Origin of the sequence: Pseudonocardia sp. DSM 110487, from assembly GCF_019468565.1 — a bacterium.
Classification (GTDB): domain Bacteria; phylum Actinomycetota; class Actinomycetes; order Mycobacteriales; family Pseudonocardiaceae; genus Pseudonocardia.
Map to the genome: position 1 here is coordinate 3,253,586 of NZ_CP080521.1, position 14,037 is coordinate 3,267,622.

Below are 14,037 nucleotides of genomic sequence, written 5' to 3' on the forward strand. Positions count from 1 at the left end.
CTGTTCCCGGCACCGGCCCACTCATGCCCGGATGCGGTCGAGCCACTCGGCCAGCAGCGCCTTCTCCCCGGCGGTGAGCGCGTCGACGTGGGGCAGGGCGGCGCGCAGGGCGACGGCGGCGGTCACCGGTCCGGGCTCGCGTCCGATGGGCTGGTCCGTCGTGATCGAGGCGATGACCGCTTCGCGGGCGGCGGTCGACAGCGCCGGGTCGCGCTGGTCTTCTGGGGTGGCGATGAGGGCGAGGGTCGTGCCGGAGCCGACGGCGCGAACGAGGTCGGCGGCGAGCGCCTCGGGTACGCGCAGGCGCCCCGCTTCGGCGATGCGCTGGATGTGGCCGGCCAGGATGTCGGCGGCGGCCCGGGCGGCCGGTGACGCGGCGGCGCGCGGCCGGCCGTACATGAGCGCATAGAGGGCGGGTCTCGCCAGGCCGAGCTCGACGTGCAGATCCCATCCGCGGCGCAGGTCGGCCACGGGGTCGCCGGACGGCGGAACGGCGGACTTGGTTTCGAGGTAGGTGCGCAGGCCGTGGGCCGCGACCGCGTCGAGCAACCCCTGCTTGTCGCCGAAGAAGCGGTAGATCGTCGGGGGCTGCACCCCGGCAGCGGCGCTGACCGCTCGCGTGGAGACCGCGTCCTCACCGCCCTCGGCGAGCAGATCCAGGGCCGCGGCGATGATGCGCTCCCTCGGGGGTGCCGCCTCGCTGGTGTCCACGAATCGACGATAACACGGTCGTGTTTCCAGTGTAGTTATCAGTGGTATGGTGATCGTGATTCCACTGATAACGAGGAGCGGCGATGATCATCGTGACCGGAGCGAGCGGGCAGCTCGGCAGCGCCGTCGTGGACGACCTGCTGCAGCGGCTGCCTGCCGAAGAGTTCGGGGTGAGCGTTCGCGACCCGCGGAAGCTGGCGAACCTGGAGCAGCGCGGTGTGCGCGTGCGTCGCGGCGACTTCGCCGAGCCCGGGAGCCTGCAGGAGGCGTTCGAGGGTGCGTCACGCGTGCTGATCGTGTCGGCCGCTGCCACCGGCGACGCGGCACTCCGCCTGCACCGCAACGCCATCGACGCCGCCGTGGCCGCGAGGGTCAAGCGCATCGTCTACACGAGCCACATGGGTGCCGGCCACTCGTCTCCGTTCGCGCCGATGCCCGACCACGCCGCCACCGAGGACGCCCTGCGGGCGGCGGGTACGGCCTTCACCTCCCTGCGCAACGGCTTCTACGCCTCGACCGTCCCGAGGCTGCTGCAGCACGCCCTGCACACCGGTGAGCTGCGCGTTCCGCAGGACGGAGCCGTTGCATGGACCGCACACCGCGATCTCGCCGAGGCTGCGGCGCGCACCCTCGTCGACGAGTTGTTCGACGGCCCCACCCCGCCGCTGACCGGCCCGGCGGCGATCGACATGGCCGGCGTCGCCGAGATCGCATCGCGCGTCCTCGGGCGCGAGATCCGGCACGTCGTCATCTCGGACGATGACTACCGGGACGACCTGCTCACCGGCGGCGTGCCGGCACAGGCGGCGGACATGCTCGTCGGCCTGTTCGCCGCGAGCCGGCGCGGTGACTTCGGACCGGCCGATCCCGCATTGCCCAGTCTTCTCGACCGTCCTGCGATCACGCTCGAGGAGTACCTGCGTACGTCGCTCGTCGCCTAGAAGGGAACCGCACGGACTGGCGGTAGCGTGATCGGATCATGACAGTCCTCGTCGTTGGCGGTAGCGGATTTCTCGGCAGGGAGGTTGCCCGGCAGTCATTGGCTGCGGGGCATCAGATGGCCGCGACATACCTGACCCGACCGACCGACGTGGCCGGCACGACGTGGCACGCCATGGATATCCGGGACCGCCAGCAGGTCGCTGACCTGGTAACTGCGATCAAGCCGGACTTGGTGGTCAACGCAGCTTTCCAGAAGGCCGACTGGGCGAGCAGCGCCGACGGCGCCGCGCACGTTGCCATCGCTGCCGCCTCGGTAGCCGCGCGACTGGTTCATGTATCCAGCGACGCGGTGTTCTCCGGTACGGCGATCCGCTACGACGAGACGTCAGTACCTGACCCGACCACCCCCTACGGCGCCGCCAAGGCCGCAGCCGAGACCGCGATCAAGGCCATCAGTCCAACCGCGGTGATCGCCCGCACCTCGTTGATCATCGGCGACGGCGGCTCTCTCCACGAGCGCCGAGTGCATGCCCTGGCCACCGGCCAGGTCACCGGGGTGCTGTTCACCGACGACGTGCGCTGCCCCGTCCACGTCGCCGACCTGGCCGCAGCACTTCTCGAACTTGCGTCATCCGACCATGCCGGCATCCACCATGTCGCGGGAACCGATGCGGTGAGCCGCCACGAACTGGGAACCCTGATCGCCCGTCGGGACGGTCTCGACACCGCCGCATTACCGGCCGGCCGGCGAGCCGACGCCAACCGGCCCGGGCCGGTCGACGTACGCCTCGATTGCACCCTCACCCAGCAACGCCTACGTACCGAACTGCGCGGCGCCCGCCGGTTTCTCAACCGCCATACCGGTAGCGCGATCGACCAAGAACGTACGTTTGATCGCGAATCGGCCATCTAACCTCGACGGGTGCGGATCGCCTCGCTGCTCCCGGCCGCCACCGAGATCGTGGCCGCTCTCGGGCGGGCGGACGACCTCGTCGCGGTCACCTACGAGTGCGAGGCGGCGATCCGGGAGCGCGTCCCCGTCGTCGTCGACACCGCGCTCCCGCCCGGGCTGGAGCCCGGCGAGATCGACGCGGTCGTCCGGGACCGGGCCGCCCGCGGGCTGCCGATGTACGAGCTGGACCGCGCCGCGCTCGCCGCGCTGCAGCCCGACCTGATCCTCACGCAGGACCTGTGCGCGGTGTGCGCGCTGCCCGCGGGGACCGTGGCCGATGCCCTGGACGCCATCGGCTGCCGGGCCGACGTGTTGTCGCTCGATCCGCGGTCGGTGGGGGACGTGCTCGGCGCGATCACGGCGGTCGGGGATCGGATCGGAGCATCGACCGAGCTCGTCGGCGTGTTGCGGGCCCGGCTCGACGCCGTCGCCGCCGCGGTCGGTGAACGCCCGCGGCCGCGCGTGCTGGTGCTGGAATGGGTCGACCCACCGTTCCTCGCCGGGCACTGGGTGCCCGAGCTGGTGCGTCGCGCGGGCGGCGAGCCGATCGGGGCGGTGGAGGGTGGCCGCAGCGTGACCGCAGACTGGGCCGAGCTCGCTGCGCTGGCCGCCGACGTCGTGCTCGTGGCGCCGTGCGGCTACGGCCTCGACGCCGCCACGGAGCAGGCGGCCGTCGTGCGTGAGCGGTTCGCGGGCGCGGCGGTGCTGGCGATCGACGCCGACTCCTACGTCGTCCGCGCCGGCCCGCGGATCGTCGACGGGATCGAGGCGATCGCGTGGGCGCTACACCCGGGAGCCATGCCGCCGCCCCCGCCGGGCCGGATCACGTGGTGTGCGCCGGCGCGGTGAACCAGCCGGTGTAGGCGAGCACAAAGGCCGAGCGCCGATGTAGGCAGCCGCTGCCGATGACGGGGCGCATCCCGTTCGCTACATCTGGACGGCATGACCACACGCCTGTCCGAGGAGACGCGGTGAACGCCCAGGGACTTGTCCGCCTCCAGTACAACGCGATAACCACCGGCGACCCGGAGGCCGCCGCGGCATCGGTGGCGCCCGACTTCGTCAACGACGAGGCCGCCGCGGAGCCGCCGGCCTGCGCATTGCCCGGGCCGGCCGGGCTGCTCGCCACCAGCGCATGGTTGCGCTTCGCCTTCTCCGACCTGGAGGTCGTCGAGCACACCTCGCTCGCCGACGCCGATCATGTGCTCTCACACGTCACGTTCCGGGGTACGCACACCGGGCCGTTCACGCAGTTCGCGGATGGCCGGCTCACGCAGGTGGTCCCGCCGACCGGCCGGGCCTTCGCGGTCGACCAGGTGCACCTGTTCCGCGTGCGGGACGGCGAGCTGGTCGGCCATGCCGCAGTGCGCGACGACCTGGGCCTCATGACCCAGATCGGGGTGTTCCCGCCGACTCCGGCGGTCGGCCTGCGCATCGCGTGGTGGCGGCTGACGGGCCGGGCGGCAGCCGCTGGACGGGCCGTGGTCGCGGCGAGTGAGGAGGCCGCGGCTCGTCGCACCCACCGGCGCCCGCTGACGGAACCTCGGATCAACGAGTGGGCCGGACCGGTGCCGTGATCGGCCGGTCGAAGATCAGATGGGTCTGGGCGTGGCCGACCTCGGGCCGGGTGGTGAGGCAGGCGATCGCGTGGGTGCTGCACCCGGACGATGTGCCGCCGCCCCCGCCGGGCCGGATCACGTGGTGCGCTTCGGCGCGGTGAACCAACCCGCGTAGGCCAGCAGGAGGCCGAGCGCGCCGAGTGCCGCGAAGAACCCGCGGGCCACGATCGTCGCGGTGGGGGAGAGCATGGTGGCGTCGACGCCCGCCTGGATCGTCGACGGTGTGGCGATGAGAAGGAATCCGCGGATCGCCACGAACCAGCCGAAGAGCGAGATCGTCACGGCGAGCGGGCCGCGCCAGTTGCGGTGCAGGCCGATGACGACCAGCCCGGCGGCGAGCATGAGCGCGCCGAGCATCAGCACGTTGAAGGTCTGGGCGAAAAGATCGCCTACCAGGCCGTTCAGGTCGGGCAGGCGGATCGCGTACACGATCCCGAAGGTCGCGACGTAGGGCCCGATCACGCGGGCGAACGCCCGGGTGCGCAGGGCTGCGTCGTCAGTGCGTTGCATCTCCTCGTCCCTCCGGTCGGTAGCCGGCGTGGTGCAGCACGGCGCGCAGGAACCGCTCCACGTCGGCGGGTGTGCTCGTGTCCGGGCGGGACCCGAGGTGCTGCCAGACGGCCCCGGTGAGGACGTCCAGCAGGACGTCGGGATCGGTGTCGGCGGGTAGCTGCCCGCGGTCGCGGGCTCGTGCGAAGACCTGCCGGCGGGCCTGGTCGCGGTGCTCCCCGAAGCGGGTGCGGTACGCCGTTGCGAGCTCCGGGAGGTCGTCGGTCGCCGCGTAGAGGCGACGCAGTAGGCGGCGCTGGCGCGGGTCGGCGAGTGCATAGGACCACCCGGTCAGCAGGTGCTCGACGTCGCGGATCTCCGGTGCGGCCGGCGGGCTGCCGCACGCGGCCTCCACGGTGGCGACGAGCAGCTGGGTCTTGTCCGCGAAGCGCCGGTACACGGTGGCGCGCGTGACCCCGGCGCGCCGGGCCACCTGCTCGATGCTGGTGGCCTCGATACCGCGTTCGAGCAGCAGGTCGAGCGCGGCCGCCAGGATGGCGGCGTCCGCCTCGAGGCTACGGGGACGACCGGGCACGACGATTACAATACAGTACTGCTCTGTATTGAATCAACGAGTCGGTCGGACCGGTGCCGTGATCGGCCGGTCGAAGATCAGATGGGTCTGGGCGTGGCCGACCTCGGGCCGGGTGGTGAGGTGGTCGACGATCAGGCGGTGCAGGTGGGCGCTGTCGGCGACGGCGACGTGGAGGAAGAAGTCGTCCGGGCCCGACACCGTGTAGAGCGCGAGCGTCTCCGGCAGCGCGAGCACAGCGGCCGTGAACGCCTCCACGAGTTCTCTGCGGTGCGGGCGCAGCTGCACGGCCACGAACGCCTGCAGACCGCGGCCGACGGCGGCCGGCTCCACCACCGCCCGCACGGCCGTGATCACGCCGAGCACCCGCAGCCGTCGCACCCGCTCGTGGCACGAGGATGTGGGCAGGCCGACCCGGGCGGCCAGCTCCTTGTTCGTGATCGACGCGTCGTCCTGCAATTGCTGCAGGATTCGCCAGTCCACCGGATCCAGATGGCGCTCACCAGACATGGGACGGACAGTATCCGGACTCGGTTGCCGAATCTCGGACGATACCCGAGATTGGCGAGGTGCCTCCCCGCTGTGTCCTCGTCCTCGACCCCGCTTCTCCGCGCTGGCTGATCGCCAACGCCTCCGCCGTGCTCGGCGCGTCCGCGGGTGCCGCGGGCGCCGCCGTGCTCGGGCCCGACCTGACCGACGCGTCCGGCGGCCGCTGGGCCGGAATCGCCGAGATCGTGGTTCCCGTTCTCGCCGCATCGCCCGCCGAGCTCGCCGATCTGCGCATCGCGGCGCAGGAGGCCGGTGTCACCGCGATGGCCTTCCCCGATCTCGCGCAGGCCTCGCCCACCTACGCCGACTACACCACTGCGGTGGCGAGCACCCCGACCTCCGACATCGGCGTGCACGCCCTCGCCCTGCTCGGGTCCGGCAACGCCGTCCGCAGGCTCACCCGGCACCTGCCCGCGCTCGCCGACCCCGTCCCGGTCCCATGACCCCGGAGCGTTGGACGGCGTTCGTCGGCGTCCTGCTCGTGGTGGTGTTCACCCCAGGACCGGACTTCGCCGTGGTGCTGCGGCACGCGCTCGCCGGCCCGGCACGGGGTGTGCGAGCCGCCGCGGGCAACGTCACGGGCCTGGCCGCGCACACCACTGCCGCGGCGCTCGGCCTCTCCGCGGTGCTCGCCGCCCGCCCGGACGTGCTCACTGCGGTCCGCCTCGCGGGCGCCGCCTATCTGGGGTGGCTCGCCGTGCAGGCGATCCGGGCCGCGTTCGCCCGCCACGAGGCGGCCGTGCACCCGGCGCGCGGGCGCAGCGCACATCCGTACCTCGACGGCCTCGCGACCAACCTGCTCAATCCCAAGGCGCTGCTGTTCTTCCTCGGCCTGATCCCACAGTTCGTCGTGCCCGGCCCCACCGTCACCACCCAGCTGCTCCTGCTGGCCGGCACCACCGTGGTGGCGGCGGTGCTGTGGTGGGCCGTGGTGATCCTCCTCGCCGCCCGCGGCCGCGCCGTGCTCGGCCGATCCCGCGTGCGGCGGGCCGTCGACGGGGTGGCAGGGGGCGTGCTGCTCGCCGTGGCGGTCGGCATCGCACGCGGGTGACGCGCCCGGCGTAACATTTCCGCGTGACCGGCACCGCTGATCTCCCGGTCGGCCAGGTGCGCGCCCACACCGTCCTCGCCGACGCCGACGGCACGCCGTACTCATCGCTGCGGCAGCGGCCGGTCGACCGGTCGGAGCGCTACGCGCTCGGCAAGGCGCTGCGCAAGCGGGTGCCGCGTTCGTCGCTCGGTGAGTGGAGCCCGTCCGCCGATCGCCCCGACCCGATCCACCTGATCAAGGAGAGCCACCTGGGCCGAGTGGACCGGCTGATCCCGGTGCGCGTCGGGCGGATGATCGACTCGCCCTACGGGTTCCTGCGGGGCACGGCGGTCGTCATGGCCGAGGACGTGGCGCGGCTGCCCGCCACCGGGATCACACCGGTGGTCTGCGGCGACGCCCACCTGGGCAACTTCGGCTTCTACGCCTCGCCGGAGCGCGATCTCGTGATCGATCTCAACGACTTCGACGAGGCCCACCCCGGCGGCTGGGAGTGGGACCTGCGCCGGTTGGTCGCGAGCATCTGGGTGGCCGGGCGGCAGAACGGCTCGAGCGAGGACGCCTGTGAGACCGCTGTCACCGCGTGCGTCGCCGCGTACCGGGACGAGGTGCGTTACCTCGCCGACCAGCCGCTGCTCTCGCGCTCCTACCAGCGCCTCGACGTCGACCGGCTCGCGCAGGAGAGCTCGAAGCCACTGCGCGCCGAGGTCGAGCGGGCCGCGAAACGGGCGCGCAACCGCACCAGCGACCGCGCGCTGCCCCGGTTCACCCAGGAGGTCGAGGGCAGGCGCCGCATCGTCGAGGAGCCACCGCTCATCACCCGCGTGCCGGACGCCGAGGCCGAAGAGCTCGCCGCGGCCCTGGACGAGTACCTCCTCACGCTCGCCTCGCACTGGCGACGCGCGCTGGGCGGCTACACGATCGTCGACATCGCGCACAAGGTGGTGGGCGTCGGGAGCGTCGGGCTGCGCGCCTACGTGGCGCTGCTGGAGGGCTCCTCTCCGGACGACGTCGTGTTCCTGCAGCTCAAGCAGGCCCGTCGGTCCGTGCTGGCGCGGCACGTGCACGGCGAGTCGGCATGGCACGCCCACCAGGGCCAGCGGGTGGTGGAATATCAGCAGGCACTCCAGACCGTGAGCGACCCGCTGCTGGGCTGGGCCACCGTGGGGGAGCGGCAGTACTACGTGCGGCAGTTCCGGGACATGAAGGGCACGGTGGCGCTCGACGCTATCGATGCGGCCGCGCTCGCCGACTATGCGGGTGTGCTCGGACACCTGCTCGCGAAGGGCCACGCGCGCACCAGCGGCGCGTCGATGATCGCCGGATACGCCGGTGGCTCCGACAACCTCGACAAGGCCATGGTCCGGTTCGCCCGCGCCTACGCCGATCAGACCGAGGTCGATCACGCCGCCCTGGTCAAGGCCGTCGAGCGCGGGCAGCTGCCCGCCGAGCGGGGGGTGTGAGCCGGTGACCGTCGACCTGCCCGTAGTCCCGTGGCACCGGGTGCGGCGGATCGTGCGCCACGTCGGGCGAACGCTTCCTCCCGCGCTGGGCCTCACGGCGCCCGCGCTCGTGCGTCACCCCGTCTGGCAGGCGGCAGCGGCCGACGGCGGTGGCACCGGCGTGGTGGTGACGCCCGGGTTCGCAGGCGCCGACGCGTCCATGGGGATGCTGCGCCGGTGGCTCACGCGTCGCGGCTACACGCCCACCGGCGCGGGCCTGGGGATCAACGTCGGCTGCACCGAGGAACTGGTCGACCGGCTCGAGCGGCGCGTGGGGGAGCATGCCGAGCGCACCGAAGGACCGGTCGTGCTGGTCGGGCACAGCCGAGGCGGGATGCTGGCGCGCATCGTCGCGGTCCGGCGACCCGACCTGGTGCGCGGGCTCGCGATGCTGGGCAGCCCGGTACTCGACCCGCTCGACGCCGGCGGGCTCGCCACCATGGTGTTGCCGGCCGTCCTGCGCCTGTCCGAGCTCGGCGTGCGCGGCCTCGTCGACGGCGACTGCCTCACCGGGCCCTGCAGCACGGCCGCTGCGGTCGGGCTGGCGGCGCCGCTGCCCGTGCCGGCCGTCTCCATCTACTCCCGAGACGATGGTGTCGTCGGCTGGCGGTCCTGCCAGGACCCGGAGGCCGAGTGGGTGGAGGTCGCGAGCAGCCACACCGGCATGGGCACGGACCCCGCTGTCTACACCGCGCTCGCCCCGCGCCTCGCGGCGTGGGTGTCCGCGGCCTGACCGCGACTCGCGCACACGGAGACCGCGACTCGCGGTCAGGTGTCGAGGTCCTCGACCTTTCCGGCCTCCGACGTGTCGTAGCCGCCGAGTGCGGTGACCGCGGCGCGGGTGGCGGGGTCGAGCAGGGCGGCCACGAGCGCGGCCGCCGCGTCGAGGGCGGCGCCCGGGAGCACGACGTCGTACTCCTCCGACACCAGCGGCACGAAGCCGAGGTCGAGGTCGCGGGCCACCGAGCGGACCGCGAGGCCCGTGTCGACCACGCCGGACGCCACCGACAGCGCGGTCTCGAGGTGCGAGCCGGTCTCCGGGCCTGCCAGTGCGTCCGGGTCGAGGCCTGCCTCGCGCAGCAGCCGGTCGAGCAGCACGCGGGTGCCGGTGCCGAAGCGGCGCTTGGCGACGCGCAGCCCGGCAAGGTCGGCGGCGGACGCGAGGTCACGCGGGTTGCCAGGGGGTACGAGCAGGCCTTGCTCGCGGCGCCACAGGTGGATGAGGTGGGGCCGCAGCCCGTGCAGCAGCCCGCGGGCGAACGGGGCGTTGTAGCGGCCGTTGTGGTGCAGCAGGTGCACGGCGGCGCCGTCGGCCCGGCCCTGCCGAACGGCCTGGAGCCCGCCGAAGCTGCCCTCCGTGCCGATCGACCGGACCGCGCGGCCGAGGCCGCGGAGCACGACGTCGAGTGCCGGGTCGTCGCTGCCTGCCAGCCGGAACACCCGCTCGCCGTGCAGGAAGCGGCGGGCGGCCACGGCCCCACCCGGGGCGACGCGGGTACGGCGCCGGTCGGCCGTGACGATCACGCCCGCGTCCGCGAGAGCGCGGACCGCCCGCCCGATCGTCGACGCCGTGGTGCCGAACCGGTGCGCCAGCTCGCGCACGGCGGGCAGCTCGGCCCCCTCTGCGAGGTCGCCCGCGCCGATCCGGCCGGCCAGTTCGGTGCAGATCTCCCGGTACCGGGTCACGGCGCAGGACCCTATAGTCCCGGTCTGTGCCAGCACAGATGCGAGCAGCGGTTGCGGTCGTCGTCCTGCTGGTGCTCGCGGCGTGCGGCGCGCCCCCGGCCGGGGCGTCCGCCGAGCGGTCACTGATCCTCGCCACGACGACGAGCACCCAGGACTCCGGCCTGCTCGACGACCTGCTCCCGGCGTTCACCACCGCCACCGGCTGGGCCGTGAAGCCGGTCGCGGTGGGCAGCGGTCAGGCGATCGAGATGGGGCGGCGCGGCGAGGCCGACGTGCTGCTGGTGCACTCGCCTGCCGCCGAGGAGGAGTACGTCGCGGAGGGCACGGCGGGACGGCGGATGCTCGTCATGCACAACGACTTCGTGCTGCTCGGGCCGGAGTCCGACCCGGCGGGAGCGCGCGGGGCGGCAGTCGACGAGGCCGTGCGCCGGATCGCCGCCGCGGGGGCGGTGTTCGTGTCCCGGGGCGACGAATCCGGCACGCACGCGCGGGAGAAGTCGCTGTGGGAGAAGGCGGGTGTGCAGCCGGGCGCGCCTTGGTACCACGAGACCGGGCAGGGCATGGGGGCCACGCTGCGGGTGGCCGCGGAGAAAGCCGGCTACACGCTGTCGGACCGGGCCACGTACCTCTCACAGCCCGACGGGCTCGCGCTGCTCGTCGAGGGCGACCCGGGACTGCTCAACGTCTACCACGTCATCGAGGTGACGAAGCGGGCAGGCGAGCGCGTGCAGCCCGAAGCCGCTGCCGCGTTCGCCGACTGGATCACGGGCTCGGACGCGCAGCGGCGGATCGGGGAGTTCGGCCGGGAGGAGTACGGGCACCCGCTGTTCGTGCCGGACGCGGGTAAACCGGACCCCACCGGCGCCTGAGCATCGATATGGACGTCCTGTTCGACGGCGTGGCGCAGGCGTTCTCGCTGCTCTTCTCCGGCGACGCGGAGACCTGGGCGATCACCCTGCTCACGATGCGCGTCTCGCTCGGTGCCACAGCGATCGCGGCGCTGGTCGGCGTGCCGCTCGGCGCGGCCATCGCGCTCGGCTCGTTCCCCGGGCGGCGGCTGCTGCTCGCAGCGGCGAACACCGGGATGGGGCTGCCGCCGGTGGTCGTGGGGCTCGTCGTGACGGTGCTGCTGTGGCGCAGCGGGCCGCTCGGCGGGCTCGGCCTGCTGTACACGCCCACCGCCATGGTGGTGGCCCAGGCCGTGATCGCGACGCCGGTGGTGGTTGCGCTGGTGGCGGCGGCGTTGCGGCAGGTCGACCCGGAGTTCCTGGTGCAGATGCAGGGGCTGGGCGCCACCCGGCTGCGGGCGCTGCTCGCGCTCGGGGCCGAGGCGCGGCTGCCGCTGCTGGCCGCCGCGATGGCGGCGTTCGGCGCCGTGGTGAGCGAGGTCGGGGCGGCGCAGATGGTGGGCGGCAACATCGCGGGACAGACCAGGGTGCTCACCACCGCGGCCGTGCTCGCCACCAGCCGCGGCGAGTTCGGGCTTGCCATCGCGTTCGGGCTGGTCCTGCTCCTGCTCGCGTTCGCGGTCAACCTGGTCGTGACGCTTGCCGGTCGGCCATGAGCGAGCTTGCGAGCGAATCATCGATACCGCGCTCGCGGATCGGCTGCCGCGACCTGCGCGTGCGCGCGCACGGCCGGGAGCTGCTGCACGTCCCGACCCTCGACGTCGCGGTGGGTGAGGTGCTCGCCGTGCTCGGGCCGAACGGCGCGGGGAAGTCGACGCTGCTTCGCGCGCTCGGGCATCTCGGCGGCCTGCACCGCACCGGCGAGGTGTTGCTCGACGGACGGACGGCCGGGTCACGGGAGCTGCGATCGGCGATCGCGGCTGTGCTGCAGCGGCCGATCCTGCGCCGCGGCACGGTGGCGGCGAACGCGGCTGCGGGCCTGCGGCTGCGCGGGGTCGGGAGGGCGGAGGCGCGGCGCCGGTCGGCCCCCTGGTTGGACGCGTTGGGTGTCGGGCACCTCGCGGCGCGCTCCGTCTGCACGGTCTCCGGCGGCGAGGCGCAGCGCGTTGCGATCGCCCGCGCGCTCGCCGTTGCGCCGCGGGTGCTGCTGCTCGACGAGCCGTTCGCCGGCCTCGACGCCACCACCCGCGCCGACCTGCTCGCCGACCTGCACGGGGTGCTCGACGGGCTGGGAACCGCCACCGTGCTCGTCACGCACGACCGGCACGAGGCCATGGCGCTGGCAGGGCGCACCGCGCTGCTCGTCGCGGGGCGGATCCGCCAGCTCGGGCCGACCGGGCACGTGCTCGACCAGCCGGTCGACGTCGACTGCGCCCGGCTCGTCGGGTTCACGAACCTACTGCCACCCGCAGTGACCGGCCGCGGGGCGCTCCTCGCCGCGCGGCCCGAACACTGCTCGATCGGCGAGACCGACGGGCTGCGGATCCCCGGCACGGTACGGCGGGTCGTCCCGCTCGGTGGCGCCACCCGCGTGGACGTGGACACCGCGGCGGGCACCCTCGCCTGCCGGGCGCCCGACGCCGAGGGAGTGGAGCTCGGCCGCGCCGTCACGGTCGCGGTAGCGGAGGCCGAGCTGCGCACGATTCCGACGAACGGCGCGTTGGTCGGATAGGTTCCGACGAACGCGCCGTTCGTCGGAAGGGTCAGGAGAGTGCGCGCGCCTCGGGCTCGCTCGTGAGGTCCATCCGGGACGTCTCTCCCAGTGCCAGGATGCAGCCGACGCTCACCAGGCAGCAGGCCGCGATGATCGTGGCGACCACAGCAGGGTTCCCGGTTCCGGCGAGCACCCCGGCGAACACCACGGGTGCGAGCCCGGCGCCGATGCCGGCGATCTGGTAGCCCAGCGATGCCCCGGTGTAGCGCGATCGGGTGGGGAAGAGCTCGCTGTATAGGGCGGCGAGCGGCCCGTACATGGACGCGTGCACCACGCCCTGCCCGATCACCACCGCGAGCACCAGCAGCGCCGTGGAACCGCTGTCGATCAGCGGGAAGATCAGGAACGCCCATCCGGCCATCGCGACCGCACCGGCGAGCACGATCGGACGTCTCCCCAGCCGGTCCGACAGCGCGGAGAACCCGATGATCCCGAAGATCGCGACCACCGACGAGACCGTCAACGCGTTCAGCACGGTGGGACGGGCGAAGCCGGCCTGCACCGCGTAGGAGATCACGAACACCGTGAGCGTTCCCTGCGCGACGAACGCGCCGAACCCGATGCCCACCGAGAGCAGGAGGGCGCGTGGGTGCTGGGTCAGCACGTCCAGCAGAGGCGGGCGCGCCGACGCGGCCGCGGCCGCCGCGGTGAACACCGGTGTCTCGTCCACCCTCGCGCGCACGAACAGGCCGATCGCGATCAGCACGGCGCTGAGCAGGAACGGGATCCGCCAGCCCCAGGCCAGGAACTGCTCCTCACCCGTGGCGGAAGCGGCGAGCGCGAGCACCAGCGTGGAGAGCACCATCCCACTCGGCGCGCCCGCGTTGGTGAAGCTCGCCCACAGGCCTCTGCGGGTGGTGGCGTGCTCGGCCGACATCAGCACGGCCCCGCCCCACTCGCCGCCGACCGCGACGCCCTGCGCGATGCGCAGCACGACGAGCAGCACCGGCGCCAGCGCCCCGACCTGCGCGTACGTCGGCAGCAGGCCGATGAGCACGCTCGCAACGCCCATCAACCCCATCGTGAGGATGAGCATCCGCTTGCGGCCGAGCCGGTCGCCGTAGTGGCCGAACAGCACACCGCCGAGCGGCCGGGCGAGGTAGCCGGTGGCCAGTGTGCCGAAGCTCGCGACCGTGCCGACCAGTGGGTCGAGCGCGGAGAAGAAGACCTTGTTGAAGACGACCGCCGAGGCGGTGGCGTAGAGGAGGAAGTCGTAGTACTCGATGACGCTGCCCAGGTAGCTCGACGCCACCGCGCGGCGAAGCTGGGTGCGAGAGCGTGGTTCGGTCATGCGGGGGCCTCCTTGCCGCGGTCCGCTGGGGCGA

The 14,037-nt window shown here is 73.2% G+C and carries 17 protein-coding genes; 11 read left to right on the forward strand and 6 right to left on the reverse strand.

Annotated features, from left to right (window positions below; translation table 11 throughout):
- Positions 1 to 21 precede the first annotated feature (21 nt).
- A complete protein-coding gene (locus K1T35_RS15080; RefSeq protein ID WP_220260782.1) occupies positions 22 to 711 on the reverse strand; it encodes a TetR/AcrR family transcriptional regulator in 690 nt (229 codons plus the stop codon).
- 83 nt (positions 712 to 794) lie between these two features.
- On the opposite strand from K1T35_RS15080, the gene K1T35_RS15085 reads away from it, so the two are divergent.
- The 4 genes from K1T35_RS15085 to K1T35_RS15100 all read left to right on the forward strand — a co-directional run bounded on the left by K1T35_RS15085 (position 795) and on the right by K1T35_RS15100 (position 4,182).
- A complete protein-coding gene (locus K1T35_RS15085; protein ID WP_220260783.1) occupies positions 795 to 1,652 on the forward strand; it encodes an SDR family oxidoreductase in 858 nt (285 codons plus the stop codon).
- 38 nt (positions 1,653 to 1,690) lie between these two features.
- Positions 1,691 to 2,566 (forward strand): sugar nucleotide-binding protein, encoded by an 876-nt coding sequence (locus tag K1T35_RS15090; protein WP_220260784.1) that lies wholly within the window; start codon positions 1,691 to 1,693, stop codon positions 2,564 to 2,566.
- Positions 2,567 to 2,575: 9 nt separating this feature from the next.
- The gene (locus K1T35_RS15095; RefSeq protein ID WP_220260785.1) at positions 2,576 to 3,454 is read left to right on the forward strand and encodes an ABC transporter substrate-binding protein; all 879 of its coding nucleotides are present in this window, start codon (positions 2,576 to 2,578) and stop codon (positions 3,452 to 3,454) included.
- A 122-nt stretch (positions 3,455 to 3,576) separates the two neighbouring features.
- A complete protein-coding gene (locus tag K1T35_RS15100) occupies positions 3,577 to 4,182 on the forward strand; it encodes an ester cyclase (RefSeq protein WP_220260786.1) in 606 nt (201 codons plus the stop codon).
- A 117-nt stretch (positions 4,183 to 4,299) separates the two neighbouring features.
- Here K1T35_RS15100 and K1T35_RS15105 read toward each other — a convergent pair whose 3' ends face one another.
- From K1T35_RS15105 to K1T35_RS15115, 3 genes are read right to left on the reverse strand one after another with little or no spacing between them, the layout of a single operon-like run.
- Positions 4,300 to 4,734, reverse strand: a complete 435-nt coding sequence (locus K1T35_RS15105) for a hypothetical protein (protein ID WP_220260787.1) — start codon at positions 4,732 to 4,734, stop codon at positions 4,300 to 4,302.
- On the reverse strand, positions 4,721 to 5,308 hold the full coding sequence (locus K1T35_RS15110) for a TetR/AcrR family transcriptional regulator (protein ID WP_255621914.1): 588 nt from the start codon (positions 5,306 to 5,308) through the stop codon (positions 4,721 to 4,723). The genes K1T35_RS15105 and K1T35_RS15110 overlap by 14 nt, the downstream gene beginning before the upstream one ends.
- 33 nt (positions 5,309 to 5,341) lie before the next feature.
- Positions 5,342 to 5,815, reverse strand: coding sequence for an Lrp/AsnC family transcriptional regulator (locus tag K1T35_RS15115; protein ID WP_220260788.1), 474 nt, complete (start codon positions 5,813 to 5,815; stop codon positions 5,342 to 5,344).
- 59 nt (positions 5,816 to 5,874) lie between these two features.
- Here K1T35_RS15115 and K1T35_RS15120 point away from each other — a divergent pair, with 59 nt between their 5' ends.
- Genes K1T35_RS15120 through K1T35_RS15135 form a run of 4 tightly spaced genes read left to right on the forward strand, consistent with a single transcriptional unit; the run spans position 5,875 to position 9,137 of the window.
- On the forward strand, positions 5,875 to 6,297 hold the full coding sequence (locus K1T35_RS15120) for a DUF2000 domain-containing protein (RefSeq protein ID WP_220260789.1): 423 nt from the start codon (positions 5,875 to 5,877) through the stop codon (positions 6,295 to 6,297).
- Positions 6,294 to 6,905 (forward strand): LysE family translocator, encoded by a 612-nt coding sequence (locus K1T35_RS15125; RefSeq protein WP_220260790.1) that lies wholly within the window; start codon positions 6,294 to 6,296, stop codon positions 6,903 to 6,905. Before K1T35_RS15120 ends, K1T35_RS15125 begins: the two co-directional genes overlap by 4 nt.
- Positions 6,906 to 6,928: 23 nt before the next feature.
- Positions 6,929 to 8,365, forward strand: coding sequence for a DUF2252 domain-containing protein (locus K1T35_RS15130; RefSeq protein WP_255621915.1), 1,437 nt, complete (start codon positions 6,929 to 6,931; stop codon positions 8,363 to 8,365).
- A 4-nt stretch (positions 8,366 to 8,369) separates the two neighbouring features.
- Positions 8,370 to 9,137, forward strand: a complete 768-nt coding sequence (locus tag K1T35_RS15135) for an alpha/beta fold hydrolase (protein ID WP_255621917.1) — start codon at positions 8,370 to 8,372, stop codon at positions 9,135 to 9,137.
- 35 nt (positions 9,138 to 9,172) lie between these two features.
- On the opposite strand, the gene K1T35_RS15140 is transcribed toward K1T35_RS15135, so the two are convergent.
- Positions 9,173 to 10,090, reverse strand: a complete 918-nt coding sequence (locus K1T35_RS15140; protein WP_220260791.1) for a substrate-binding domain-containing protein — start codon at positions 10,088 to 10,090, stop codon at positions 9,173 to 9,175.
- 26 nt (positions 10,091 to 10,116) lie between these two features.
- Here K1T35_RS15140 and K1T35_RS15145 point away from each other — a divergent pair, with 26 nt between their 5' ends.
- Genes K1T35_RS15145 through K1T35_RS15155 form a run of 3 tightly spaced genes read left to right on the forward strand, consistent with a single transcriptional unit; the run spans position 10,117 to position 12,670 of the window.
- On the forward strand, positions 10,117 to 10,959 hold the full coding sequence (locus tag K1T35_RS15145) for a substrate-binding domain-containing protein (protein ID WP_220260792.1): 843 nt from the start codon (positions 10,117 to 10,119) through the stop codon (positions 10,957 to 10,959).
- Between the two features lie 8 nt (positions 10,960 to 10,967).
- On the forward strand, positions 10,968 to 11,654 hold the full coding sequence (locus tag K1T35_RS15150; RefSeq protein WP_220260793.1) for an ABC transporter permease: 687 nt from the start codon (positions 10,968 to 10,970) through the stop codon (positions 11,652 to 11,654).
- Entirely contained in the window at positions 11,651 to 12,670 is a 1,020-nt protein-coding gene (locus K1T35_RS15155; protein WP_220260794.1) for an ABC transporter ATP-binding protein, read from the forward strand. Before K1T35_RS15150 ends, K1T35_RS15155 begins: the two co-directional genes overlap by 4 nt.
- 31 nt (positions 12,671 to 12,701) lie before the next feature.
- Here K1T35_RS15155 and K1T35_RS15160 read toward each other — a convergent pair whose 3' ends face one another.
- Positions 12,702 to 14,003, reverse strand: a complete 1,302-nt coding sequence (locus K1T35_RS15160; protein ID WP_220260795.1) for an MFS transporter — start codon at positions 14,001 to 14,003, stop codon at positions 12,702 to 12,704.
- Between the last annotated feature and the right edge of the window lie 34 nt (positions 14,004 to 14,037).